Source organism: Roseibaca calidilacus (assembly GCF_001517585.1).
GTDB lineage: Bacteria > Pseudomonadota > Alphaproteobacteria > Rhodobacterales > Rhodobacteraceae > Roseinatronobacter > Roseinatronobacter calidilacus.
This window is the reverse complement of record NZ_FBYC01000004.1, coordinates 214,199-237,901: the sequence shown is the minus strand read 5'-3', so window position 1 is coordinate 237,901 and position 23,703 is coordinate 214,199. Positions and strand designations below refer to the sequence as shown.

Here is a 23,703-nt window from a genome sequence, read left to right as displayed (position 1 = left end):
CCCATGGTATAACGCCATCGTGTTGGTAGACCGCTTGCTTTGGTGTAAAGTCCGGCGCAAAGCCGCCGTCAGATGCGGACCCCAAACCCGAGCAGGACCATGGACCCGACCACACTGACCGCCGCGCAAGATATCGACTTTTCGTTGATTGCGCTATTTGCCCGCGCCACGCTGACCGTGAAACTGGTGATGATCTCGCTGATCGTCGCGTCATTCTGGTCATGGGCGATCATCATCCAGAAACACATCCGCTACCGCAAAGCCCGCGCCGAGGCAGAGGCGTTCGACGCCGCCTTTTGGTCGGGCGAACCGCTCGACCAGTTGTTTGACCAAATTGGCCCGAACCCCGCCAGCCCGCCGGAACGTGTATTCGCCGCCGGCATGTCGGAATGGCGCCGTTCGCACCGCTCGGACGGAGGGTTGATCCCCGGCGCAGTTGCCCGGATTGACCGGTCAATGGATGTGGCCATCGCACGCGAGGGGCGCGATTTGACGCGCGGCCTGACCTTTCTGGCCTCTGTCGGGTCGGCCAGCCCGTTCATCGGGTTGTTCGGCACGGTTTGGGGCATAAAATACGCGTTCGAGGAAATTGCACTGGCGCAATCAACGAACCTTGCCGTTGTCGCGCCGGGCATTGCCGAAGCGCTACTGGCCACCGGCCTTGGGTTGTTGGCCGCTATTCCCGCCACGATTTTCTACAACAAGCTGAGCGACGACAGCGACGAGATCCTGTCGGGCTATGAGGCCTTCGCAGACGAGTTCAACACCATCCTGTCGCGCCAGTTGGACGCTGCCTGATATGGGTGCGCAACTGATGGGCAAATCCAGAGGGTCGGGGCGGCGTGGTCGGCGCGCGCGCGCCGTCCGCATGTCAGAGATCAACGTCACGCCCTTTGTCGATGTCATGCTGGTGCTGCTGATTATCTTCATGGTGGCTGCCCCTATGCTGACGGTGGGTGTGCCGGTGGAATTGCCGCGCACTTCAGCGGGCGCACTGCCTGCCGAGCAAGAGGAACCGCTGTCGGTGACACTGACCGCCGAAGGGCAAGTCATGCTGATGAACAGTGACATCGCCGAGGACGATCTGATCCCGCGGCTGCGCGCGGTGGCATCCGAACGCAGCAACCGCAAAGTGTTCCTGCGCGCAGACGGGTCCATTCCCTATGAGCGCGTCGTGCAGATCATGGGCGCGCTGAACGCGGGTGGCTTCAATGATATCGGGCTGGTCACAGACCAGGGCGGTCCGCGATTCGACGGGCAAGGCAACTAGGGGCCAATTGCCGCCATGAGCGTAGCGAGCGACATTGTTGGACGGATGGACACGGGGCAGAAAGCCTCGGCCGTGCTGCATCTTGGCCTTGTGGGCTGGGTGCTGGTGTTCGACCTGTTCGCCGCACCGTCGCATGAGCGCGAAATGCCGGTGGCCGAAGTGTCTTTGGTCAGTGCCGAGGAATTCGCGGCATTAAGCGGCGGCGGCGCGCCGGAGCCTGCGCCAAGCCCCGAACCGGAACCCACACCGGAGCCAGAGCCGGAGCCAGAGCCCGAGCCAACACCGGAACCAGAGCCCGAGCCTGAACCCGAGCCAGAGCCGGAACCAGAACCGCAAACCGAACCGGAGCCAGAGTCGACCGGCGCAATCTTTTCACCTGCGCTGACCCCCGGCGCGACAGAGCGCCCGGCCCCGCGCCCAGTGGACCGTGTTGCCCCAACCCCGACAGAGGCCCCGCCAGAAGACGCCACGATCGACCAGACCGCGCGACCGCAAGCCAGCGCGGATGCGCCGGGCGAAGAGGTTCTGCCTGAACAAGAGCAGGTCGCCCCGCCAGAGGCAACGACCGAAATCGTGACAGAGGCCACGGAAACCGAAACCGAAAACGAAGAACGCGCCGCAGCCGCCCCCACGGTCAGCCCGCGCCCGCGCACGCGGCCAGAACGCCCTGCGCCGCCCGCCGAAGATGAGGCAGAAACGGCCGAGGCAGACCCAGAGCCAACACCAGAGCCTGAGCCAGACCCCGAGCCAGAGGTCGCCGATGACGTTGCGGACGCAGTGGCCGCTGCCCTTGCCGAATCGTTGTCCGGCATTGATACGGCTGCGCAACCCGGCCTGAGCGCAACCGAAGCGGACCGTTTGCGCCTTGCGATACAGCAATGCTGGAACATCGGCACGCTTTCGACCGAAGCGCAGCAGGTTACCGTAACCGTTGGGTTCTCGATGAACCCGGGGGCTATGCCAGAGCAAGGCAGTATCTATATGGTCGATAATAACGGCGGTTCCGAAGGTGCCGTTTCGCAGGCATTCGAGGCCGCACGCCGCGCGATCATTCGTTGCGCAAGCGATGGCTACGGTTTGCCACCTGAAAGCTACGAAGCTTGGCGCGACGTCGAGATTACGTTCAACCCCGAAGGGATGAGATTGCGATGACACGGCTTTTGTTTGCTTTTCTGGCCATCTGGATGGGCTTTGGCATGGCGGCGCAGGCACAGCCCTTGCGGCTGCAGATCACCGAAGGGGTGATTGAACCGATGCCGTTTGCCGTGCCCGCCTTCGTGCCCGAAGACAATGGCGGCATGGAATATGCCGATGCGTTGTCGCGCGTCGTCGCATCCAACCTGTCGGGCACCGGCCTGTTCCGCGAGGTGCCACGAGAATCGCATATCGCGCGGATCACCAGTTTCGACACCAGCATTTCCTATCCGGACTGGCGCGCCGTCAATGCGCAAGCCCTGATCGTGGGGGCGGTTTCGGCCAGCGGCGACAGGCTGACGGTCAAGTTCCGGCTGTTTGACGTGGTCTCTGGCCAGCAGATGGGCGAAGGCTTGCAATTTGCCGGTGCCGCGCGGGATTGGCGGCGCATGGGGCACAAGGTCTCGGATGCGGTTTATAGCCAGATCACCGGCGAGGACGGCTATTTCGACAGCCGTGTTTTGTTCGTGGCAGAATCCGGCCCGCGCAACAACCGCACCAAGCAACTGACGATCATGGATCAGGATGGCGAGAATCGACGCACCCTGACCGATGGTCGGTCCTTGGTCATAGCGCCGCGCGTCTCGCCCACAGGTGACAGGGCGGTCTATACAACCTATGAGACCGGCAGTCCGCGCATTGCGCTGATGGATTTGCGCTCGGGGCAATCCCAGCTTGTGGGCGAGATTCCCGGCGCGATGACCTTCTCGCCCCGGTTTTCGCCCGATGGGCGCGCGCTTGTCTTTTCCGCCGCGATGGGCGGCAGCACCGACCTGTTCCGGCTGGACCTGTCGAACGGGCAGATGGAACGCTTGACCAATTCGCCCGCCATTGCCACCGCGCCCAGCTTTTCACCCGATGGGCGGTCGATCACCTTTGAATCCGACCGCTCTGGAACCAGCCAGATCTATGTCATGTCCGCCGATGGTGGCGACGCACAGCGCATCAGTTTCGGCGAGGGCCGCTATTCCACCCCGGTCTGGTCACCGCGCGGCGATATGATCGCCTTCACGAAATCGCATGCAGGGCGCTTCCATATTGGCGTCATGCGCTCTGACGGGTCAGAGGAACGCTTGCTCACGGCATCTTTCCTTGACGAAGGGCCAACATGGGCGCCAAACGGGCGTGTTATCATGTTCACCCGTCAAGCGCAGGGCGGCGAACCTGCGCTTTATGCGGTCGACATCTCGGGGCGCAACCTGCGCCGCGTGCCGCTTTCCTCCCCGGCCAGTGACCCGGCCTGGGGGCCGCTTTTGCCATAAAAAATGGGACAGATACAATGAACCTGACATCGAAATCGCTTCTGCTGCTGGCTGGCCTTGCGCTGGCCGCGTGCAACAACCCGCGCCCCGGCATGTTTGGCGGCGGCGGGGAAAACGGGTTTGGCGGTGACGACGCCATCACCACGGGCTCGCTGGGCGATCCCAGCGATCCGCGCTCGATCGCGCATTTCCAGCAACGCATCGGCGACCGCGTGTTCTTTGAGAATGACAGCTCCGATTTGACGCCAGACGGTCGCAGCACGCTACAGGGCCAAGCCGCTTGGCTGCGCGCGAACCCGCAATTCGCCGTTCTGATCGAAGGCCATGCCGATGAACGCGGCACGCGCGAGTATAACGTGGCCCTTGGCGCACGCCGTGCCAACACTGTTGAACGCTACCTTATTTCCGAAGGCGTGGATGCCGACCGCATCCGCACGGTCAGCTATGGCAAAGAGCGCCCGGTCGAAGCCTGCGCAGAGCCACGTTGCTGGGATGTGAACCGCCGCGCCGTGACCGTCGTGTCCGGCGGCGTGACGGGCTAAGCCATGCGACATGCGCGCGCCATCTTCGTCGCCCTGTGCCTGCTGGCCCCGCCTGCCGGGGCCGATACCGTAGCCGAATTGCGCGCCGAACTTGGCGCGCTGACCGGTGCCGTGGCGGATTTGGCGCGCGAATTGTCATCCGGAGAGGCTGCCAGCCAGCCCAGCTACGATGGCTCGCTTCTGGACCGGGTCGACCGGATGGAAGCGGCGCTGGCCGATCTGACCGGCCGCACGGAAGAGCTGGAATACCGTATCCGGCGCAGCATTGACGAAGCGTCGAACCGCTTGGGCGATCTGGAATTTCGCCTGACGGAACTGGAAGGCGGCAGCACAGCGGGGCTGACCCCGCCGCGACTGGGCGAATCCGCCACCGACGATGACACGGCCCAGCCCCAGCTTGCCGCGGGCGAACAGCAGGCTTTCGACGCGGCGATGGACCTTGCCGAAGAAGGCGATGCAGAGGCTGCGGCAACAGCCCTCATGCAATTCATCGAAACCTATCCCGGCTCTCCGCTTGGGGCAGAGGCCAGCTTCAAGCTGGCAGAGACATTGCGCACGCTTGACCGCGAAACCGATGCCGCACGCGCCTATCTGAACCTGTATATGACCGCGCCAGACGGGCCAGAAGCGCCGCGCGCGCTTCTGGCGCTTGGCGAAAGCCTTGCGCGGCTAGAGCAGGTCTCTGAGGCTTGCGCCATGTTCGACGAGTTGCGCAACCGCTTCGCCGACAGCGACGAGGCCGCGCAATCAGAGGACGCCCGCGCGCGGCTTGCCTGCCCTTGAGCGATCTGGCTGACCGGGTTGCGCGCAATCTGGATGCGCTGCTGCCAAACCCGCCCAAGGCGTTGGGCGTGGCAGTATCGGGGGGCGGCGATTCCCTTGCGCTAATGCATTTGGCAAGCCTTTGGGCTGCGCGGCAGGGCTGCGCGCTGCATATTGCCAGTGTCGATCATGGCTTGCGCCCAGAGGCCGCGCAAGAATGCGCCCTTGTCGCGCGCCATGCCGCGGGCTTGGGCGCGCCGCATGATATTCTGCCTTGGGCGTGGGATGGTCGCGGCAATCTGCAAGACCGCGCGCGACATGCCCGGCAAGACTTGCTGCGCAATTGGGCGCAAACGCGCGGTGTCAGCCATATCGCACTTGGGCATACCCGCGACGATCAGGCGGAAACGCTGCTGATGCGGTTGCAGCGCGGCTCTGGCGTGGACGGGCTGGCGGGCATGGCGCCCGCGCGCCCCGATGGCCCCGTGACATGGCTGCGCCCGCTACTGGACATCCGCCGCGAGGCCTTGCGCGACCATTTGCGCCGCATGGGTTGGGATTGGGCCGAAGATGCAAGCAATCTGGACCCCGCCTATGAGCGCGTGCGCACCCGGCAGGCCATTTCAGCGCTGGGGCTGGATGTGGACCGCTTGGCCGAAACTGCAGCACATATGGCCGCGGCGCGCCAGGTTCTGGACCATGCCGCCACGCAAGCCGCGCGCGACATAATCGCGCAGGATCAGGGCGATCTTGTCTTTGCGCGCGAAAGGCTAAGCGCACTGCCCTCTGACACACGCGAAAGGCTGGTTGCTGCGGCCTTGTGCTGGGTGGGCCAATCGCCCTATCGCCCAAGGCTGGCGGCGCTGCGCGCCGCGCTTGACCGCCCGCGCGCCACGCTGCATGGCTGCCTGTTGGTGCAACGCGGCGACAGCCTGCGCATCTGCCGCGAATGGAACGCGGTGGCAGATATCGCGGCCCCCTGCCCCGGCCCTTGGGATGGGCGCTGGCAGATTGACGGCCCGGAACCAGATGGCGCAGAAATCCGCGCCTTGGGGCCCGAGGGGGCCGCACAAACCGACAGGTCTGCATGGCGGCTGCCACGAGAGTCGATCCTGTCCAGCCCAGCAATCTGGCAAGACAAACGTCTGATTGCCGCGCCACTGGCCGGGATGCCCCGCGAATTTCGGGCAAATTGCCGCGTATTGCCACCCGATTGGCCTGCATCCCATCACGCACATTGATTGCAGCGCCGCAATAGCTATGTAACACTACAACAAAGGCGCGTTTCCGCGCCGACCTGACCAAAGGAGACGCCCGTGGGCAACGCACGGAATTTCGCTTTCTGGATCGTGCTGTTCCTGTTGATGATCATGCTCTTCAACATGTTCAGCAACGGCTCCAGCACATCCTCGGCGCGCAGCGTGAATTACTCGGATTTCATCACCCGTGTCGACAATAACGAGGTTAGCCGCGTTACCATTGATGGCGAGCGCATCGTGTTCGTGGGCAGCGATGGCCAGCAATACAGCACCGTGCGGCCCGATGATACCACGTTGACCCAGCGCCTGCTGGACCGCGAGATTCCGGTCGAAGCGCAACCGCAACAGCAATCGGGGTTCATGTCCACGCTTATGCTGTGGTTGCCGTTCCTGTTGCTGATCGGTGTGTGGATTTATTTCATGAACCGCATGCAGGGTGGCGGCAAAGGCGGCGCGATGGGCTTCGGCAAATCCAAGGCCAAGCTGCTGACCGAAAAGCAGGGCCGCGTGACGTTCGACGACGTCGCCGGCATTGACGAAGCCAAGGACGATCTGGAAGAAATCGTAGAATTCCTGCGTAATCCGCAGAAATTCAGCCGCCTTGGTGGCAAGATCCCGAAAGGCGCGCTGTTGGTCGGCCCTCCGGGCACGGGTAAAACGTTGCTGGCGCGCGCAGTTGCGGGCGAAGCGGGTGTGCCCTTCTTCACCATCTCCGGTTCTGACTTTGTCGAGATGTTCGTTGGTGTGGGCGCAAGCCGTGTGCGCGACATGTTCGAGCAAGCCAAGAAGAATGCGCCCTGCATCGTCTTTATTGACGAGATCGACGCCGTGGGTCGGTCGCGTGGCGTAGGCTATGGCGGCGGCAATGACGAACGCGAACAGACCTTGAACCAGCTTCTGGTCGAAATGGACGGGTTCGAAGCCAATGAGGGCATCATCATCGTCGCGGCGACCAACCGCCCCGACGTGCTGGACCCCGCGCTGCTGCGCCCCGGTCGTTTCGACCGTCAGGTGCAGGTGCCCAACCCCGACATCAAGGGTCGCGAGCGCATCTTGGGCGTGCATGCCCGCAAGGTGCCGCTGGGGCCGAATGTCGATCTGCGCATCATCGCGCGCGGCACGCCGGGCTTTTCCGGGGCCGACCTTGCCAACCTTGTGAACGAAGCCGCGCTGATGGCCGCGCGCTCGAACCGTCGCTTTGTCGTGATGGACGATTTCGAGAATGCCAAGGACAAGGTGATGATGGGGGCAGAGCGCCGCTCTATGGTTATGACCGAGGACGAGAAGAAACTGACCGCCTATCACGAAGCCGGTCATGCCGTGGTCGGCCTGCATGTGCCCGAACATGACCCGATTCACAAGGCGACCATCATCCCGCGCGGGCGCGCGCTGGGTCTGGTGTTGTCCTTGCCAGAACGGGACCAATTGTCGGTCAGCTACCGCAAATACAAATCCAAGATCGCTATGGCGATGGGCGGGCGCGTGGCAGAGGAACTGGTCTTCGGGCCAGAGGCTGTGACCTCTGGCGCGGCCAGCGACATCCAGCAGGTGACCAAAATCGCCCGCGCGATGGTCACGCAATTCGGCTTTGACGAAGAACTGGGCTATGTCGACTACGCCAATGAACAGCAAAGCTACCTGGGCAGCTATGGAGGCGGGTCAAACCATTCTGGCATTACCCAGAAGATGATTGACGACAAGGTGCGCGAATTGGTCAACGAAGGCTACGAGACCGCCAAACGCATCCTGACCGAGCATCGGGAGCACTTGGAAAACTTGGCGCAAGGCTTGCTGGAATACGAAACGCTGACCGGGCCAGAGATTGGCCGTGTCATGCGCGGAGAGCCGATTGGCCGGGATGACGATGACGCGGACAAGCCCAGCAGCGGCACGCCCTCTGTTGCGGCCATTCCGAAAACGCGCAGCCGCAAACGTGGCGGCGAGGGCGATGGCGGCATGGAACCCGAGCCAAGCGCCTAAGACGCTTATTACCCCGCACAGAACAGCCCGGCCATTTTGGCCGGGTTTTTTTCATGGCATGCGGCGCCAGCCGCGCCTGCCTTTCAACCCGCTTCAGCACCCCAGAACCATGTTCTGCGCAGGCTGGCATATCAGGGTGCGGCAAACCCGAAATCGCGATTTCAAAGCACTTTTTTCACTCGCGGAATGCCCCGCGCCATTCGCGGCAAGCATAGCTTGATCCCGCCACCTGCGCAGGTATAATGACGCGCGTTTTGTGAAAGTTGCCCTTATGTCCGAACAGCCAATTCTTATTCTTACATTGCGCCGCACCGGCGGAACCGACTTCACAACAGCGCTGGTGAAGCTTTCTAGCTTTCCCGCTGTGGAACATGAGCCGTTCAACCGGAGGCGCAAATTAAGCGCGATTTCTGAAAGCTTCGCACAACATAGCGATCCAGAGAGGTTGCGCGCCGAGATTGACGCCGCACTAGACCAAAGCCCGAACATAAAGCACTGTGTGGAAGTGCAGCCCATAGCGATCACGCGCGCCTTGATCGACGTGGCGCAAGCGCGAGGGTATTACATAATTGTCCTGACCCGGCGGAATGAGGCCAAGCGCATCGGTTCGCTTTTGCTAGCGCAGGCAACAGGAGCATGGGGGCCAGCGGGTGCTGACAGGGTTTACCCCAGAATCTTAGATGGAACCCTGCGCCCCGCGCCCATTGACCTGAGCCGCCTCGCGAACCGTGTTCATGCAGATTTCGCGGCACTTGGGCAGACCCTAACGCTGTTGCGCAATCGCGGCATAGACTGGGATTGGATCGTCTTTGAAGAAATATACCTTTCTGAGCGCTCCTCGGCAGAGCAGGTTGCCGCAATCGCGCGTCGCGCTGGAATCCAAGCAATGCCAGATGACCCACGGTTAACGGTATTTGCCAAAAGCAAGGGGCAGAATTCGGCAGCAATTGCCAGCTATGTGCCCAATTTTGCCGAGGCGATGGCCCGGTTGGAAACGCTCTGCGCCACCTGAGGCAATCGCGATGATGCCTCCTCCCGCGCCCCAAAGCACGCATCCACCAGAGGGGTATGTGTTCATCGTGACCTATGGGCGGTCCGGGTCGACCCTGTTGCAGCATCTGCTCAACACTCTAGACGGTGTCATGGTTCGCGGCGAAAACAATGGCACCTTATGGCACATGTTTCAGACTTGGCACGCTTTGGACAGTGCCGGGCCGATCCGCGAGTTGCGCGCGCGCGGGGCTGCAACAGATGCCATGCGACCGTGGTTCGGGGCAGAATTGATCGAGCCGGACGCGGTCGGGCACGAGTTTGCGCGCCTGTTTCAGCGGCAGGTTTTGAACCTGCCAAGCGACATACGCATGGGCGGCTTCAAGGAAATCCGCGTTCATGGCGATCCAGACCTGTTCCCGGATTACCTAGATTTCATTACACGCTTCTTCCCCGGCAGTCGTTTCGTGTTCAACACGCGCAACCACGACGCCGTCGCGCGCTCTGCATGGTGGGCCATCTGTGACCCAGATTTCGTCCGGGCCAGCCTGCAAGAGGCCGAAACCTTGTTCCATGCCTATGCCGCGGCGCATTCCGACAGATGCGTTATGCTGCATTACGATACCTATATTAACGACCGGACCGCGCTTGAACCATTGTTTGCGCTGATTGGCCGGCAGCCCACCGCCGCCCAGGTCGAGAATGTTTTCGCTCAACAATTACAGCATGGCCGCAACCCGGCCTTTCGAACCTGATTGGACCAAAAAATGATTCCGACACCGCCCCGGCACAGCTTGGCCTATCGCGCCCCACGAACCGGATCTCTCTGGCTGGAAGTTGACCTGAGGATGGATCCAAACCCGATGATCGGGTTCTGGGATGCAGGCCTTCGCGACATGCCGCTGCATGTAGAGTTTCGACGCAAGGAACGGCTTTTGGTTCTCAATCGCTACGCGCAAAGAGGCTGGAGCCGCGAGGTCATTTGCGATCTGCCGCCGCCGGCCGGTCCCCACCTGCTTGGGTTGCGGTTCAAGACGGGTTTTAGCCGCCCCGGAACTGCCGTCACGGTCTGGTTGGACGGGCGCGAGTTGGCCAGTCTGAACGCCCTTCCGCAGTTCAGCCGCGAAGCGCGATACGGGCTGCGACGCGGGTTTTCCGGCCTGGAGAATATCGCCCGGATCACCTTTCCGCAGGCGGTGCGCGTCGTTGCGCGTTCTGGCCCTGCACTTGGTCCTTATGTCACCGACCGTATGGAAATGACATGGACGGGGCCCAACCCTCCCAGCGCCGTCCGCCTTCCCAGCGGCGAGCGTCTGACATTAGAGCCTGTCACCGGCAGCGACCACGCAGGCGGCATTGTCAGGGCGGTGCTGCCGGGACGCATCTGGCAAAACGGCCAGCCAGAATTGCGCTTGATCGCCCAAAATGACGAATTGCGCAACAGCCTGCGCCTAGACCGTGCCGATCTGCTGATGCGGCTTGAACGCCTGTCGCAAGATGGCTGGCTTCTACTGGACGAGCTTGCAGCGCTTCAGGCGCTGGAACACGCACATGCCGCCAATATGTTGGACGAACTGTCGGATGGCTGCCGGTCTGCCTTGGCCGGAGCAGCACGGCTGTACCGACTGGGCAAATATTGCCCGCCTGTTGCCAAGTCATCCCCCGCCCCGACAACAGCTAAACCCGACCCGGTTGCAGAGTTGCGAACCCGCTTCGAAGCCTTGCCCGACGCGGCACGATCATTTTTTACGTTGGACAGATTGCTGCGGGACAGCGATTTGTCGCCAGACCAAATGGGCCACCTGCTGCTAAGCCAGTGCGAATGGGCGTGCAGCATAGATGACCCTGTCGCGCTTTTCGCCCTTGCCGACAGGTATGGCGCTCACCTGCCCGCCCCGGACACGCCTTATTCGGCCTCTGCTGCGCTACCAAAGCTCTGGGCGGCGCGTGATATCGGCGGGTTACGCAGCGCGCTTTGGAACATGGTCCCAGCCGGTGACAGGTGGATCGCCACCCCGGCCTTGGCTTGGGTCATACGCGCCTTGATATCAGACCGGGCAGGCCCCTATGGCCATGTTTCTATCTGGGACCGCACCGATCTTCTGAATGACATCTTGCGCGCCATGCGAATGCTGATCGCAGAATCAGGCTCGCAGATGCGCTGCCCCGACCTGCTGGATGCCGTTGTCAGCCTCGTCGCGCAGCGTGAACACTTGCCAGCCTATGCGATACCGGACATAGCCCGGCTTGCGCTGGAAACCTTTGGGCTAATCCCGGAATTCTGGGACCGTGTCGATAGGCTGCCCCCCGATGCAAAACCGCGGGGTTGGACCGACTGGGCAAACATGGCGCGGGCTCTCTGGACAAATCCATCTGCGCCCGATGCGGCGCAGATCATTGCCCGTTTCGAACAGGCCTTTGTTGTAGGGGCAAGGGCGCATCGGCTTTGCCTTTTGGCGGACGCTGGTCTGGACGACCCGCTGGCCCCCGCGCTTGCCCATCTTCCCTTGCCAGAGCAGCAAGACATCGCATTGCGCTGGCTCGCCTTTCCGCGCGCTGACAAAGCTGCACCACCACCGCCAGAGCTGCACCAATTGGCCTGCGAAGGCTTGCGGCCCGCGAGCGCGCATACCCCGCGCCCGGTGATGGAACCGGCCATGCGGCGTCTTGGATGCACGGCCATGGATGCTTTGCGTCAGCTTCGGGCCGGTCAACCGCCGGCCGGACTTGAGATGATCCGCGCACAGGCCGTCGCGCTTTTGTTGCCAGAGGCCGGGTATTGCGGCGGCGCCGTGCTTCTGGCCATGGCAGAAGCGCTATCCCGTGCCAACCAAACCGGCCTTGCGCGACAGATGCTGAGCGCATTACACGACGGATTGCGCACGCGCGATCCCGCCGAATTCGCCACGGCTACTGCGCTGCGCCATGCCAGCGCCCGTTTTGCCGCCTGCTGCCCCGATCCCGTTTTGCGCGCGCACGCCGAAACAATCCTGCCCCCCGACCCGGCGCTAGCTGGTCCGGCCTGCCACCTGCGCCAAGCGGCCAATCCGCTTGCCGATACGCTTGTTGTCCTTATTTCCTGTCGCCCCTATCTGGACAGCCGCGTGCCACAGATACGGGCGGCCTGGGGTGACCTGCTGGAACAAGCTGGTTTGCCGATGGTCGTAGCTGTTGGCGGTCATAGTGGCCCGGCGCAACTGGTCGATAGTGTGCTCAGGCTGCCAGCACCTGACGATTACGAAGGTTTGCCACAGAAGATCCTTGCGCTGGCAGATTGGGTCCGCAGCCAGACCGGGTTTTCCCGCATCCTGAAAATAGATGATGATTGTTTTCTCGACCCGCAGGCCTTTTTCGCCGATCTCTCTGCTCTCTGCACGCCGTATTACGGGCGTCCTCTATACCGCGCCCGTGGCGAGATGGACCGCGCGTGGCACATGGGCAAGGCGACCAGTGACCGTGGCCGCTTCGATCTGGACAAGTCACCGGAGCCATCGGTCTATGCCGATGGCAGCGCGGCCTACATGCTGGGCCGCGATGCCCTGACAGCCCTAAGCGCTGCGTGCGCAACACCCGCTGGGCGCGCATTAGAGGCCGTGTCCTTCATGGAAGACAAACTTGTAGGCGATCTGCTGGCCCTGAGCGGCATAACCCTGTCGGGCGAAAATTACGACATGGCGATTTTCCGGCGCAGTGCACCTGGCCTGCCCCCTCTGCCGCTTTATGAAAACAGTTTCCTGCCCTTCGCAGGCTCGGGCCTGAAGGTCGCACATCTGGACAGTGGTGGCGACCTTCACGCCGCGCGGCGGGCCTTGTCAGCGCCTTGGCCTACCCCGATGAAGTTGTGGTCGCCTCATAGTTCAGCCCGGCTGGGTTGGGCCAGCAACACGCTTGATCTTGTCAGCGCGCCCGACCGTCTTGCACAGGCGCGTGACGCAGAGCTTGCCGTGGTTGCGGTCATGCGCAACGAAATGTTCATGCTGAAACACTTCCTGAACCACTATCGTGCCCTTGGCGTCGGCGCGTTTCTGGTGGCAGATAACGGGTCCGATGACGGCACGCTAGAGGAACTGGCGGCGCAGCCCGATGTCGTGGTTTTTTCAACCGACACACCCTACAACGAATCGCGCTACGGCGTGCTGTGGCAAGAGGCGCTGCTGGCGGCGTTCCGCGTGGGCCGCTGGAGCCTTGTGGCCGATGCGGATGAATTCCTGTTCTGGTCGCTGCCCGACGAACGCGGGCAGGTGTCGGGCGATCTGCCAACCCTGCTGCGTGGCCCGGACTACCGCGACGCCGAACTTGTGCGCCTGTCCATGCTGGATCTTTACCCATCCGGCCCCTTGGCACAGGCGGGTTTCGCCCACGGCCCTTTCGCTGATGCGACACATATTGACCGCGCTCCGCTGCGGTGTGTGCCGGGCATGCGCGGGCCATGGGGCAATTGTGACAGTGTCACCTCTAACCTGCGCCACCGCCTGATGGAAGAGTTGGGCCAACCCGCCGCGCGCAACCTGTTCGTGGCCCAGAAATTCGCGCTCATGCGGTATCAACCTTATATGCAGTTTTCTGCCGGGCTGCATTATGCTGTGGGCGGCAGGATGGCGGAACGCACGCTTGCCTTCGCCCATTTCAAATACAATGCCCAGTTCCACGCCAAGGCACAGGCCGAAGTCGCGCGCGGCCAGCACTTCAACAGCGCCGAGGAATACCGCAAGTATCTGGCGCTTTTGTCAGAAGGTCGCGACACGTTGTTTGACCCGGATGTGTCGGTGCCCTTGGCCGATTGCCCTTTCGTGCAGGATTTGAGCGCGATCAGGTAAGCCCGATGACCAACCCAACCCCGATCATCAACGCGCCCGCTATGCGGTTCACGCGCGCCATCGCCTCTCCCGAACGCAAGAGCGTGCGCGCGCGGTCAATGGCCAGCGCCATAGCCAGATTGCCCAGCATCGGGATGCTGGCCGATACGGCCAGAATGGCAGCAATGTCAAAACCCGTGACGCGGCTAAGGTCAAAGAACCCCGGCAGCACGCCCATGTAAAACAGTATTGCCTTGGGATTGGCCAAGATCACGCTGATCCCGGCCAGAAACCCTGCCATGCGCCCCGGCCGTGTCAGTCGGCTATCGGTCGAAATACGCGCGCGAGCGTGCCGTATAAGCTGCACCCCCATGATGACGAACATCGCCATCGCAACCCATTTCATCAGCCCCAACAGGTCGCCATAAAGCGACAATATCCATGTCAGCCCGAAAATGGCCGCCAGCGGCCAAAGCATATCCCCCAGGGCCACCCCCACCGCCAAGGGCGCGGCAGACGCGAACCCGCCCGACATGGCGCGCGCGGTCAGCGCCACCCAGACCGGGCCGGGGGTCAGGAACAGGATCAGGATTGCGCCCGCATAAAACAGCAGGTCGAGCGCGCCGATTGTCATGCAGGCACCGGTAGGGTCAGGCTGCCATCTTTGGCCAGCGGCCAAAACGGGTTATGCGCCACTTCCCAGACATGGCCGTCCGGGTCGGCGTAATAGCCGGAATACCCACCCCAGAACACGGCCTCGGGCGCTTTGAGCGCGGTGGCACCGGCGGCAAGCGCTTGGGCAAAGGCTGCGTCCACGTCATCGCGGGTTTCGAAACACTGCGCCAGCGTCACGGCCCCGGTGCCCAATTCGGCCCCTTCCCGGCCTTGGTCCTTGGCAAGATCGGCACGCCCGAACAGCATAAGCGCCTGACCGTGCAACTGGAAACAGGCCATGCCGTCGGTCGACTCTGCCTCTGCCCAGCCAAGGGCCGCGTAAAAGGCGCGTGCGCGGTCTAGGTTGTCGACCCCAAGGGTCACAAGCGAAATGCGCTGGCATGGCAAAGTCATAGGATATCCTTTTCAACATGGGACACGCCATCGCGGTCCGACAGCGCGAAGACTTGTGCGCGCGAGCCCAGCTCTGCAAACAGCTCTGGCCCGGTGCCTGTCATGAAGCACTGCCCCCCCATCGCGCAAACCGCGTCATAAAGCGCCGCGCGCCGGGCGGCGTCAAGATGGGCTGCGACCTCATCCAGCAGCAGCAAGGGCGGCATGGCGGTTTTCGCCGCCAGCGCGCGGCCATTGGCCAGTATGGCGGAAATCAGGAATGCCTTCTGTTCGCCGGTTGAACATTGCGCCGCCTGCACCCCTTTGGCGGCCCAGACAGCGCGCAGATCGGCGCGATGTGGGCCGATCAGGCTGCGTCCGGCAGCCATGTCACGCGCGCGGTTCTCGGCCAAGGCGGCGGCCAGATCATCGGGCGCGCTGCAATCAAGGCTTAGATCAGCCATGGGAAACGGGCTGTTGGGGTCAGCATGGGCGGATAGTTCTGCCAAGGCCGCGCGCCGGTTGACGGTGATCTGCCTGCCCGCCTCGGCCATCTGTCCTTCCAGCGCGGCAAACCAGCGGGTATCGCGCACCCCATCGCGCAACAGGCGATTGCGCTCGCGCATTGCCTTGTCATAGGCCAGCACCTGCGCGGCATGGTCCGGCGCGAAGCTAAGCGTGGTGCGGTCCAGAAAGCGCCTGCGCCCTTCGGCCCCTTCCAGCCAAAGCCGGTCCATCGCAGGCGTCAGCCACAGCATGGGCACCAATGCGCCAAGGGCAATTTGCGGCGCGGTCTTTTCGTCAATCCGCACCTGCCGCGATTGGCCGGGTTCGGCCCATGTTTCCGCCAGCCGGGGGCCGTCCCGGGTCACGATTTCGGCGCGCAGCTTCCAGCCCAAAGCCTGCGGCTGGCGCGCCATCTCGTCAGGCGTGGCGCGCCGCAGCCCGCGACCGGGCGAAAACAGCGAAACCGCTTCAAGGATATTCGTCTTTCCCGACCCGTTCGGCCCGTGCAACGCCACAGGCCGCCCGTCAAACTCCAGCCGCGTGCGCTGATGCGAGCGGAAATGCGACAGGGTCAGATGGGATAGATGAACGGACATGGATCAGGCCAAACGGCCCGTTACACCCGCATCGGCATCACGACATATACGGCAGAGGTGTCATTGCCTTCGCGCATCAGCGTGGGATCGCCCGAGGAGTTGAACAAGAACACAGCATTCTCGCGGTCCACTTGGCTGGCGATCTCAAGCAAGTATTTCGCGTTGAAGCCGATTTCCAAGCGCTCGTCGGCATAGGCGACGATCAGCTCTTCCTCTGCCGCGCCGCTATCGGGGGCGTTCACGGACAGAACCAACTTGTCATCTTCCAACACCAGCTTGACCGCACGCGAACGTTCGGACGAGACGGTGGCCACACGGTCCACCGCCTTGGCGAAATCGCCTGCATCCACTTCCAGCCGCTTGGTGTTGCCCGACGGGATGACGCGGGTGTAATCGGGGAAGGTGCCGTCGATGACCTTAGATGTCAGCGTGATATCCGGCGTCGCGAAGCGGATCTTGGTTTCCGACACCGACACAGCGATCTGCATATCGTCATCTTCCAGCAGTTTGCGCAGCTCGCCCACGGTTTTGCGCGGCACGATCACGCCGGGCATGGCCTCGGCACCAGCAGGCAGACCGGCATCAACGCGCGCCAAGCGGTGCCCATCGGTTGCCACGCAGCGCAGCACGCGCCCGCCCTCGCCTTCGGCAACATGCAGGTAAACGCCGTTCAGGTAGTAGCGCGTTTCCTCGGTCGAGATGGCGAATTTCGATTTGTCAAACAGCCGGCGCAGCGCCTTGGCAGGGGCCGAGAAATTCGCGGCATATTCGCTGGAAGCCATGACCGGAAAATCTTCTTTTGGCAGGGTCGCCAGCGCAAAACTGGACCGGCCCGCCGTGACCTGCAACCGGCCAGAGCGGCTGTCATCGGCCAGTTCGACCATCGCGCCATCCGGCAGCTTGCGCACGATTTCATGCAACAGCACAGCCGACACGGTCGTCGCCCCTGCCCGCTCCACCATTGCGGGCGCGCGGTCCACCACTTCGACATCCAGATCGGTGGCGCGGAAACTGACCTGCGCATCCTCGGCCTCTATCAGCACATTGGCGAGGATCGGAATCGTATTGCGCCGCTCAACCACGGATTGCGCTTGCGATACAGCTTTCAACAAAGCCGCCCGTTCAATGCTGATCTTCATACGCTCGATCCTTCTTCACATCCCGCACACGACACGACTATGCAGCCGCGGAGGTTTCCGGAGCCTAGCCAATTCCGCGCGGGCGGCAAGGTGCTTTTTGGGCTGTTCAGGTCAGCTTTGCAACAGGCGACGCAACAAATCCACGTCTTCGGCAAGCTGAACATCGGTGCTGCGCATTTCCTCGACCTTGCGCACGCCATACAGGATCGTCGTATGGTCGCGCCCGCCAAAACGGCGACCGATCTCTGGCAAGGACCGCGAGGTCAGTTCCTTGGCCAGATACATCGCAATCTGACGCGGCCGCGCAACATTGCGCGCGCGTTTCGGCCCCAGCATGTCAGACAGGCGAATGTTGAAATGCTCTGACACCTTGCGCTGGATTTCTTCGACCGTGACGCGCCGCTCTGAACTGCGCAGAATATCCGACAGGCAATCCTGCACCATGTCGAGCGTGATTTCCTGTCCGATCAGATTGGAGAACGCGAACAGGCGCTGTAACGCCCCTTCCAACACGCGCACATTGGTGGTGATCCGATGGGCAAGAAACTCGAACACGCCATCGCCCACATTGACCGGGCCAAGCGTTTCGGCAAAGATCGCGGCCTTGCGATGCAGGATGCCAAGGCGCAATTCGTAATCGGTCGGGTGCAGATCCACCACAAGGCCGCATTGCATCCGCGAGGTGATGCGCGCTTCCAGATCCTTGATCTCTCCGGGGGCGCGGTCGGCGGAAATGATGATCTGCTTGTTCTGGTCCACCAGCGCGTTGAACGTGTGGAAGAATTCTTCCTGCGTACTGTCCTTGCCGGCAATGAATTGCACATCATCGACCATCAGCACATCGACCGAGCGGAACAGGTTCTTGAAATCCATGATCTGCCGGTCGCGCAATGCCTGCACGAAACGATACATGAACTGCTCTGCTGACAGATACAGCACCTGCAAATCCGGGCGCGATTGCTGCAATTCATGCGCAATCGCGTGCATAAGATGGGTTTTGCCCAAACCAACGCCACCATACAGGAACAGCGGGTTGAAGGTGACAGGCCCGGCTTCGGCCACGCGCTTTGCGGCAGCATGGGCCAGTTCGTTGGGTTTACCGACCACGAAATTGTCGAATGTATAGCGCCCTTCCAGCGGGGCGCTTTCCAGAACGGACGGGGCTTCTTGGGTTTGGACCCGCGCCTTGACCACCGGCGCAGCCGCGGGCCCCACAAAAAATTCCAGCTGCGTCAACCCGGCATGGTCATTGCGCAAGCGCGCCACGATTTTGTCGTGATAGTTGCGCTTCACCCAATCGCCAACAAAACGCGACGGCGCGTTCAGCCGCGCAACGCCGTTTTCCACACCGACCAGTTCAAGGGGTTCTATCCAGCTTTTATAGCTGCTCTCGCCCAGCTCCTGCCGTAGTTCCTTGGAAACTTTTGACCACTGCTGTGCAATCATCGACCCCGACCCGTTATTCTTGTTTCATACGGCTAATACGACAGTTTCTTGACGGCCCTCACCCTTGAAAGCCCGCTACAAAGACCCTGGCCGGAACCCGGCATTCAGTGATCGCTGGGAAAGAGCGCACCAAGCGCCGCCAAAGCAGCGCCAGTCGGCGCGTCAAAATGGTGCTAAGGTGCCTTCGACACCTTCGGCCACTCGTCCCCCCCAGGACTGCGTGAATCGCTCAGGCACATTAGCAATCTGGGTAGAAGCTGCGCAACACAACAACGCGCTTGACCTTAGCCAACGACTAAAAGAATCGCAGCACGAGGTCGAAAACAGTGGCCTAAAACGCAAAAAGCGCGCCAGAGGCGCGCCTTTTGTAGTTTTAATTCAAAGACTTACGCCTGAGCGCCCAAAGCTTTGACTCGGGCCGACAGGCGCGACATTTTCCGGGCCACCGTGTTTTTGTGCAACACACCTTTGGTCACACCGCGCGCCATTTCCGGCTGCGCCGCGCGCAGGGCTTCCGTCGCTTTGGCCGGATCGCCAGAGGCGATTGCCTCTTCCACCTTGCGCAGGAAACCACGGATGCGCGAGCGGCGCGCCTTGTTGATATCGGTGCGGCGCTCCGCTTGGCGGGCGCGCTTCTTGGATTGAGGAGTATTTGCCATTTGCGTGTCTTCTCTTCGGGTTCGTTACATGTCTGTTGCACAACGGACCCAAAATGGCCGAAACCGACCATGGTCAAAACTTGCCTTAAGCGGGCCCACGCGCATGTGGAGCGCCGTATAGGCTAACCGGGCGCGAAAGGAAAGGGGCAATTACTGGTCGCGAAACTGCGGCGTGCGCTTTTCCAGAAACGCCTGCATCCCTTCGGTTCGATCTTCGGACGCAAACATCATGTGGAACATCCGGCGTTCAAACAGCAGCCCCTCGCGCAAACTGCCCTCATAAGCGCGATTAACCGATTCTTTCACAGCCTTGGCCGTGATCTGCGACTTCTCGGCAATCTTGCCCGCGGCGGACATGGCTTCGTCCATCAGTTTCTTGGCGGGCACCACGCGGCTGACCAGCCCGGCGCGCTCGGCTTCCTCGGCATCCATGAAGCGGCCAGTCAGGTGCATATCCATGGCTTTGGACATGCCCACCAGCCGCGTCAGGCGCTGCGTACCGCCCATGCCTGCAACAATCCCAAGGTTGATTTCCGGCTGGCCGAACTTGGCGGTGTCGGCGGCAATGATGAAATCGCACAGCATCGCCAATTCGCACCCGCCGCCCAGCGCATAGCCCGCAACGGCAGCTATGATCGGTTTGCGCACAGCCGCAATCGTGTCGCAGGCCGGACCAAACAGGTCTTCCTGATAGGCATCGACAAAGCTTTTGTCGGCCATTTCCTTCACATCGGCCCCGGCGGCAAAGGCCTTGTCGGACCCGGTCAGCACCATGCAGCGCACCTTGTCATTGGCATCGGCGGCTTGCATCGCATCGGTCAGTTCGGAAAGCAGTTTGGTATTCAGCGCGTTCATCGCGTCAGGCCGGTTGAGGCGAATCAGCGCCACATGGTCCTTGATGTCGACGATCAGCGTTTCATAGGCCATGTTGGCACCTTGTCTGTGGCTGTCAGCCCCTTGGCTTAGCAGCTTGGCCCATGGGTTCAAGTCATCTCTGGCAGGTAGCGCAATAGAAGCTGGAGCGCCCGGACTGAACAATTCGGCGTATCGCGCCGGTGCAATCCGGCTGCTGGCACGGCTGACCTTCGCGCCCGTAGACCTTGAAACCATGTTGAAAATAGCCAAGCGCGCCATCGGCTTGGCGGTAGTCGCGCAAGGACGATCCGCCCGCTGCAATCGCCTCTGTCAGGGTGGCGCGAATTTCATGAACCAACCGTTCCACCCGCGCTGCGCCTATTCTATGGGCGGCGCGTGCAGGATGAATGCCCGCGCGGTGAAGCGCCTCGCAGACATATATATTGCCCAAGCCCGCAACGATTCGCTGATCCAGCAACGCCGCTTTTATGGGCGTGCGCTTGCCCGCCAACTGCGCGGCCAGATAGATCGCATCGAACGCATTGCCCAAAGGCTCGGGCCCGATTGATGCCAGCAGCTTGTGGCCTTCCTGCGTCGCAGTCGCGCACAGATCCATCGCACCAAAGCGGCGCGGGTCGTTAAAGGTCACGCGCGCGCCGCTTTCCATGTGGAAGATCACATGGTCATGCTTTTCCAGCGCCGGATGGTCAAAATGGAACTTGCCCGGCACATGCGGTGCGGCCAGCCCCGACACGGTCATGCGCCCCGACATGCCCAAGTGCACGATCAGCGTTTCTGCCCGGTCCAGATCGGCCAGCAGATATTTCGACCGCCGCCGCAGCGCCAGAACCCGCGCGCCGGTCAGGCGTTCGGCCATATCGGTCGGAAAGGGCCAGCGCAGATCGGCACGGCGCAATTCAGCGCGCGCGATTACTGCCCCTTCCATTGCCCCAAGCAATCCCCGGCGCACGGTTTCAACTTCTGGCAATTCCGGCATTTGCCCCCCAGCATGGCGCGAGGTCGCATTGTATCGCGCCCCTCAAACCCTATAAGGAGGGGGAAGATGCCCCCGCAAGGGCCAAGCGAATGGAACCGCGCCATGACCAATGACAAGACCACCACGCATTTCGGCTTTCAGACGGTCGATGAAGACCAGAAAGCGGGCATGGTACACGGCGTGTTTTCCTCGGTCGCGTCCAAATATGACGTGATGAATGATTTGATGAGCATGGGCATTCACCGCATCTGGAAAGACGCGATGATGGATTGGCTGGCCCCGCGCCCCGGCCAGCGCCTGCTGGATGTGGCGGGCGGCACGGGCGACGTGGCCTTCCGCTTTCTGGCCCGCGCGGGGATAGGCACCCATGCCACCGTGCTGGACATGACGGAAGATATGCTGCTGGCAGGCCAGACACGGGCAGAGGCCGACAGCATGGCCGCGTCCCTTGACTGGGTGGTGGGCGATGCGATGGCGCTGCCCTTCCCGGATAACAGCTTTGATGTCTATACAATCAGCTTTGGCATTCGCAACGTGACCCGCGTGCCAGATGCGCTGTCCGAAGCGTTCCGCGTGCTGCGCCCGGGCGGGCGTCTGATGGTGCTGGAATTTTCCCAGATCCCGAATGAGCTGATGCAGAAGGTCTATGATCTTTATTCCTTCAATATCATCCCACCCATGGGCAAGCTGGTGACAGGCGACCGCGACAGCTACCAGTATCTGGTCGAATCCATCCGCAAATTCCCCGATCAAGACACATTCGCGGGCATGATCGCGGCGGCCGGGTTTGAACAGGTGAAATACCGCAATTTGTCCATGGGCATCGCGGCGCTGCATTCGGGCTGGAAGCTGTAAATGCGCGGACCGCATAATATTTGGCGGCTGGTGCGCACCGGCGCCACGTTTGAACGCACAGGCGCCATGGCCGAAGTGCTGGAGGCCATGAATGCCCCATCGCGGTTGCGACTGGCCGCGCGGGTGCTGGGCTGGCCGTTCAAAATGTTGGGGCTGAAGGGTGATGAGAGCTTGCCGCCCTTGGTGCGCGCGCTGACGGCGCTTGGGCCAGCCTATATCAAATTCGGGCAGACGCTGGCCACCCGCCCCGATGTGGTGGGTCAAGAACTGGCTGACCAGTTGCGCTATCTGCAAGACAAGCTGGCCCCCTTCCCGCGCGCGGAGGCCGTGGCCCAGATCGAAGCGGAACTGGGCATCAGGCTGGCAGAGGCGTTTTCGGAACTGTCCGAACCCGTTGCCGCCGCGTCGATCGCGCAGGTGCATCAGGCAAGGCTGGCCGAAACCGGCGCGAAAGTGGCGGTAAAAGTACTGCGCCCCGGCGTGGAACGCGCCTTTCGCCGCGATGTCGATGCCTTCCATCTGGCCGCGCAGATCATCGAACTGCTGCTGCCAAAATCGCGCCGCCTGCGCCCTCTGGATGTGATCGCGCATTTCGAGGAACTGGTCGAAGGCGAGTTGGACCTGCGGATAGAGGCGGCTTCGGCTGCCGAATTCGCCGCCAATACCGAAGGGGACGAAGGCTTTAGCCTGCCGCGCCCGGTTTGGCACCTGTCGCAGCGCCGCGTGATGACGCTGGGCTGGGCCGAAGGTGTGCCCATGGGCGACAATGCCGCGCTGGATGCGCTTGGCATTGACCGGCGCGAGCTTGGCACCCGCGTGCTGACGCTGTTCCTGCGCCACGCGCTGCGCGACGGGTTCTTTCACGGCGACATGCACCAAGGCAATATGAAGGTCACGGCGGATGGCGGGATCATCGCCTTCGATTTCGGCATCATGGGCCGGATCGATGCCTATACCCGCCGCGCCTATGCCGAAATCCTGTTCGGCTTTATCCGCAAGGATTACCGCCGCGTGGCCGAGGTGCATTTCGAAGCCGGATATGTCCCCCCCGACCGCGATATCGACGATTTCGCGCGCGCGCTGCGCTCGGTCGGCGAGCCAATTTTCGGGATGGATGCGCGCTATATTTCGATGGCGAAACTTCTGGCCTATCTGTTCGAGGTGACGGAACGTTTCGGCATGGAAACCCGCACCGAGTTGATCTTGCTGCAACGCACCATGGTGGTGGTCGAAGGGGTCGCGCGGTCGCTGAACCCGGAAATCAACATGTGGCAGGTCGCCAAGCCCGTGGTCGAGGAATATGTCCGCACCCATGTCGGCCCGCAGGCCTTTGCCCGCGATCTGGCGCAGACCGCAAAGATCCTGTCGCGCTTTGGCCCGCGCCTGCCGCGACTGGTCGAGGACGCCTTGATCGCGCAGGCCCATCCCAAGCCAGAGCAAACGCCCGCGCGCCGCGTTGGCCCCTTGGGCTATGGTCTGGCCGGTGGTGGGCTGGTCGCGCTGGGTGTCGTGATCGGGGCGGCGCTGTAGATAAGCCGCGCAAGGTA

21 protein-coding genes are annotated in these 23,703 nt (G+C 62.1%); 13 read left to right on the top strand and 8 right to left on the bottom strand.

All coding sequences use genetic code 11. From position 1 onward, the window contains the following. The first annotated feature begins 99 nt into the window (after positions 1 to 99). The 11 genes from tolQ to AWT76_RS04545 all read left to right on the top strand — a co-directional run bounded on the left by tolQ (position 100) and on the right by AWT76_RS04545 (position 14,076). Positions 100 to 798: a protein TolQ gene (gene tolQ, locus AWT76_RS04595; RefSeq protein WP_072245311.1), complete on the top strand. Its 699-nt coding sequence runs from the start codon at positions 100 to 102 to the stop codon at positions 796 to 798. A 1-nt stretch (position 799) separates the two neighbouring features. Beyond that, positions 800 to 1,270 carry a protein TolR gene (gene tolR / locus AWT76_RS04590; RefSeq protein ID WP_072245310.1) on the top strand — a complete coding sequence of 157 codons (471 nt, stop codon included), beginning with the start codon at positions 800 to 802 and terminating at the stop codon, positions 1,268 to 1,270. Between the two features lie 15 nt (positions 1,271 to 1,285). Continuing rightward, entirely contained in the window at positions 1,286 to 2,422 is a 1,137-nt protein-coding gene (locus AWT76_RS16665; protein ID WP_141655879.1) for a hypothetical protein, read from the top strand. Beyond that, the gene (tolB, locus tag AWT76_RS04580) at positions 2,419 to 3,726 is read left to right on the top strand and encodes a Tol-Pal system beta propeller repeat protein TolB (RefSeq protein WP_072245308.1); all 1,308 of its coding nucleotides are present in this window, start codon (positions 2,419 to 2,421) and stop codon (positions 3,724 to 3,726) included. Before AWT76_RS16665 ends, tolB begins: the two co-directional genes overlap by 4 nt. Positions 3,727 to 3,743: 17 nt before the next feature. Then, positions 3,744 to 4,268, top strand: coding sequence for a peptidoglycan-associated lipoprotein Pal (gene pal / locus AWT76_RS04575; protein WP_072245307.1), 525 nt, complete (start codon positions 3,744 to 3,746; stop codon positions 4,266 to 4,268). A gap of 3 nt (positions 4,269 to 4,271) precedes the next feature. Further along, a complete protein-coding gene (locus AWT76_RS04570) occupies positions 4,272 to 5,051 on the top strand; it encodes a tetratricopeptide repeat protein (protein WP_072245306.1) in 780 nt (259 codons plus the stop codon). Beyond that, complete coding sequence (gene tilS, locus AWT76_RS04565) at positions 5,048 to 6,271, top strand: tRNA lysidine(34) synthetase TilS (protein ID WP_072245305.1); 1,224 nt, start codon at positions 5,048 to 5,050, stop codon at positions 6,269 to 6,271. Before AWT76_RS04570 ends, tilS begins: the two co-directional genes overlap by 4 nt. A gap of 75 nt (positions 6,272 to 6,346) precedes the next feature. Then, the gene (gene ftsH, locus AWT76_RS04560) at positions 6,347 to 8,269 is read left to right on the top strand and encodes an ATP-dependent zinc metalloprotease FtsH (protein WP_072245304.1); all 1,923 of its coding nucleotides are present in this window, start codon (positions 6,347 to 6,349) and stop codon (positions 8,267 to 8,269) included. 271 nt (positions 8,270 to 8,540) lie between these two features. Then, positions 8,541 to 9,281, top strand: a complete 741-nt coding sequence (locus AWT76_RS04555) for a hypothetical protein (RefSeq protein ID WP_072245303.1) — start codon at positions 8,541 to 8,543, stop codon at positions 9,279 to 9,281. Positions 9,282 to 9,291: 10 nt separating this feature from the next. Then, positions 9,292 to 10,014, top strand: a complete 723-nt coding sequence (locus AWT76_RS04550; protein ID WP_176699340.1) for a sulfotransferase — start codon at positions 9,292 to 9,294, stop codon at positions 10,012 to 10,014. A 12-nt stretch (positions 10,015 to 10,026) separates the two neighbouring features. Next, positions 10,027 to 14,076, top strand: a complete 4,050-nt coding sequence (locus AWT76_RS04545; RefSeq protein ID WP_082700102.1) for a glycosyltransferase family 2 protein — start codon at positions 10,027 to 10,029, stop codon at positions 14,074 to 14,076. Here AWT76_RS04545 and AWT76_RS04540 read toward each other — a convergent pair. The 8 genes from AWT76_RS04540 to mutM form a co-directional block, all read right to left on the bottom strand. Then, positions 14,069 to 14,689: a LysE family translocator gene (locus AWT76_RS04540; protein WP_072245300.1), complete on the bottom strand. Its 621-nt coding sequence runs from the start codon at positions 14,687 to 14,689 to the stop codon at positions 14,069 to 14,071. The two genes, AWT76_RS04545 and AWT76_RS04540, sit on opposite strands and share 8 nt — an antisense overlap. Then, positions 14,686 to 15,123 carry a VOC family protein gene (locus AWT76_RS04535; protein WP_072245299.1) on the bottom strand — a complete coding sequence of 146 codons (438 nt, stop codon included), beginning with the start codon at positions 15,121 to 15,123 and terminating at the stop codon, positions 14,686 to 14,688. The genes AWT76_RS04540 and AWT76_RS04535 overlap by 4 nt, the downstream gene beginning before the upstream one ends. Continuing rightward, positions 15,120 to 16,205 (bottom strand): DNA replication/repair protein RecF, encoded by a 1,086-nt coding sequence (gene recF / locus AWT76_RS04530; RefSeq protein ID WP_072245298.1) that lies wholly within the window; start codon positions 16,203 to 16,205, stop codon positions 15,120 to 15,122. Before recF ends, AWT76_RS04535 begins: the two co-directional genes overlap by 4 nt. 20 nt (positions 16,206 to 16,225) lie before the next feature. Next, on the bottom strand, positions 16,226 to 17,344 hold the full coding sequence (dnaN, locus tag AWT76_RS04525; protein ID WP_072245297.1) for a DNA polymerase III subunit beta: 1,119 nt from the start codon (positions 17,342 to 17,344) through the stop codon (positions 16,226 to 16,228). Positions 17,345 to 17,455: 111 nt separating this feature from the next. After that, positions 17,456 to 18,790 carry a chromosomal replication initiator protein DnaA gene (dnaA, locus tag AWT76_RS04520; RefSeq protein ID WP_072245293.1) on the bottom strand — a complete coding sequence of 445 codons (1,335 nt, stop codon included), beginning with the start codon at positions 18,788 to 18,790 and terminating at the stop codon, positions 17,456 to 17,458. Positions 18,791 to 19,176: 386 nt separating this feature from the next. Continuing rightward, positions 19,177 to 19,449, bottom strand: a complete 273-nt coding sequence (gene rpsT, locus AWT76_RS04515; protein ID WP_072245291.1) for a 30S ribosomal protein S20 — start codon at positions 19,447 to 19,449, stop codon at positions 19,177 to 19,179. A 150-nt stretch (positions 19,450 to 19,599) separates the two neighbouring features. Further along, positions 19,600 to 20,376, bottom strand: coding sequence for an enoyl-CoA hydratase (locus AWT76_RS04510; protein ID WP_072245288.1), 777 nt, complete (start codon positions 20,374 to 20,376; stop codon positions 19,600 to 19,602). A 61-nt stretch (positions 20,377 to 20,437) separates the two neighbouring features. Next, complete coding sequence (gene mutM / locus AWT76_RS04505) at positions 20,438 to 21,301, bottom strand: bifunctional DNA-formamidopyrimidine glycosylase/DNA-(apurinic or apyrimidinic site) lyase (RefSeq protein WP_072245286.1); 864 nt, start codon at positions 21,299 to 21,301, stop codon at positions 20,438 to 20,440. A 102-nt stretch (positions 21,302 to 21,403) separates the two neighbouring features. Between mutM and ubiE the strand changes: the two genes are divergently transcribed. Next, positions 21,404 to 22,156 carry a bifunctional demethylmenaquinone methyltransferase/2-methoxy-6-polyprenyl-1,4-benzoquinol methylase UbiE gene (gene ubiE, locus AWT76_RS04500; RefSeq protein WP_072247446.1) on the top strand — a complete coding sequence of 251 codons (753 nt, stop codon included), beginning with the start codon at positions 21,404 to 21,406 and terminating at the stop codon, positions 22,154 to 22,156. Continuing rightward, the gene (gene ubiB, locus AWT76_RS04495) at positions 22,157 to 23,686 is read left to right on the top strand and encodes a 2-polyprenylphenol 6-hydroxylase (RefSeq protein ID WP_072245285.1); all 1,530 of its coding nucleotides are present in this window, start codon (positions 22,157 to 22,159) and stop codon (positions 23,684 to 23,686) included. Positions 23,687 to 23,703: the final 17 nt, after the last annotated feature.

Coding starts and splice junctions, on each gene's coding strand:
- tolQ (WP_072245311.1), top strand. CDS start 100: ATGGACCCGACCACACTGACCGCCGCGCAAGATATCGACTTTTCGTTG.
- tolR (WP_072245310.1), top strand. CDS start 800: ATGGGTGCGCAACTGATGGGCAAATCCAGAGGGTCGGGGCGGCGTGGT.
- AWT76_RS16665 (WP_141655879.1), top strand. CDS start 1,286: ATGAGCGTAGCGAGCGACATTGTTGGACGGATGGACACGGGGCAGAAA.
- tolB (WP_072245308.1), top strand. CDS start 2,419: ATGACACGGCTTTTGTTTGCTTTTCTGGCCATCTGGATGGGCTTTGGC.
- pal (WP_072245307.1), top strand. CDS start 3,744: ATGAACCTGACATCGAAATCGCTTCTGCTGCTGGCTGGCCTTGCGCTG.
- AWT76_RS04570 (WP_072245306.1), top strand. CDS start 4,272: ATGCGACATGCGCGCGCCATCTTCGTCGCCCTGTGCCTGCTGGCCCCG.
- AWT76_RS04555 (WP_072245303.1), top strand. CDS start 8,541: ATGTCCGAACAGCCAATTCTTATTCTTACATTGCGCCGCACCGGCGGA.
- AWT76_RS04550 (WP_176699340.1), top strand. CDS start 9,292: ATGATGCCTCCTCCCGCGCCCCAAAGCACGCATCCACCAGAGGGGTAT.
- AWT76_RS04545 (WP_082700102.1), top strand. CDS start 10,027: ATGATTCCGACACCGCCCCGGCACAGCTTGGCCTATCGCGCCCCACGA.
- AWT76_RS04540 (WP_072245300.1), bottom strand. CDS start 14,689: ATGACAATCGGCGCGCTCGACCTGCTGTTTTATGCGGGCGCAATCCTG.
- AWT76_RS04535 (WP_072245299.1), bottom strand. CDS start 15,123: ATGACTTTGCCATGCCAGCGCATTTCGCTTGTGACCCTTGGGGTCGAC.
- recF (WP_072245298.1), bottom strand. CDS start 16,205: ATGTCCGTTCATCTATCCCATCTGACCCTGTCGCATTTCCGCTCGCAT.
- dnaN (WP_072245297.1), bottom strand. CDS start 17,344: ATGAAGATCAGCATTGAACGGGCGGCTTTGTTGAAAGCTGTATCGCAA.
- dnaA (WP_072245293.1), bottom strand. CDS start 18,790: ATGATTGCACAGCAGTGGTCAAAAGTTTCCAAGGAACTACGGCAGGAG.
- rpsT (WP_072245291.1), bottom strand. CDS start 19,449: ATGGCAAATACTCCTCAATCCAAGAAGCGCGCCCGCCAAGCGGAGCGC.
- AWT76_RS04510 (WP_072245288.1), bottom strand. CDS start 20,376: ATGGCCTATGAAACGCTGATCGTCGACATCAAGGACCATGTGGCGCTG.
- mutM (WP_072245286.1), bottom strand. CDS start 21,301: ATGCCGGAATTGCCAGAAGTTGAAACCGTGCGCCGGGGATTGCTTGGG.
- ubiE (WP_072247446.1), top strand. CDS start 21,404: ATGACCAATGACAAGACCACCACGCATTTCGGCTTTCAGACGGTCGAT.
- ubiB (WP_072245285.1), top strand. CDS start 22,157: ATGCGCGGACCGCATAATATTTGGCGGCTGGTGCGCACCGGCGCCACG.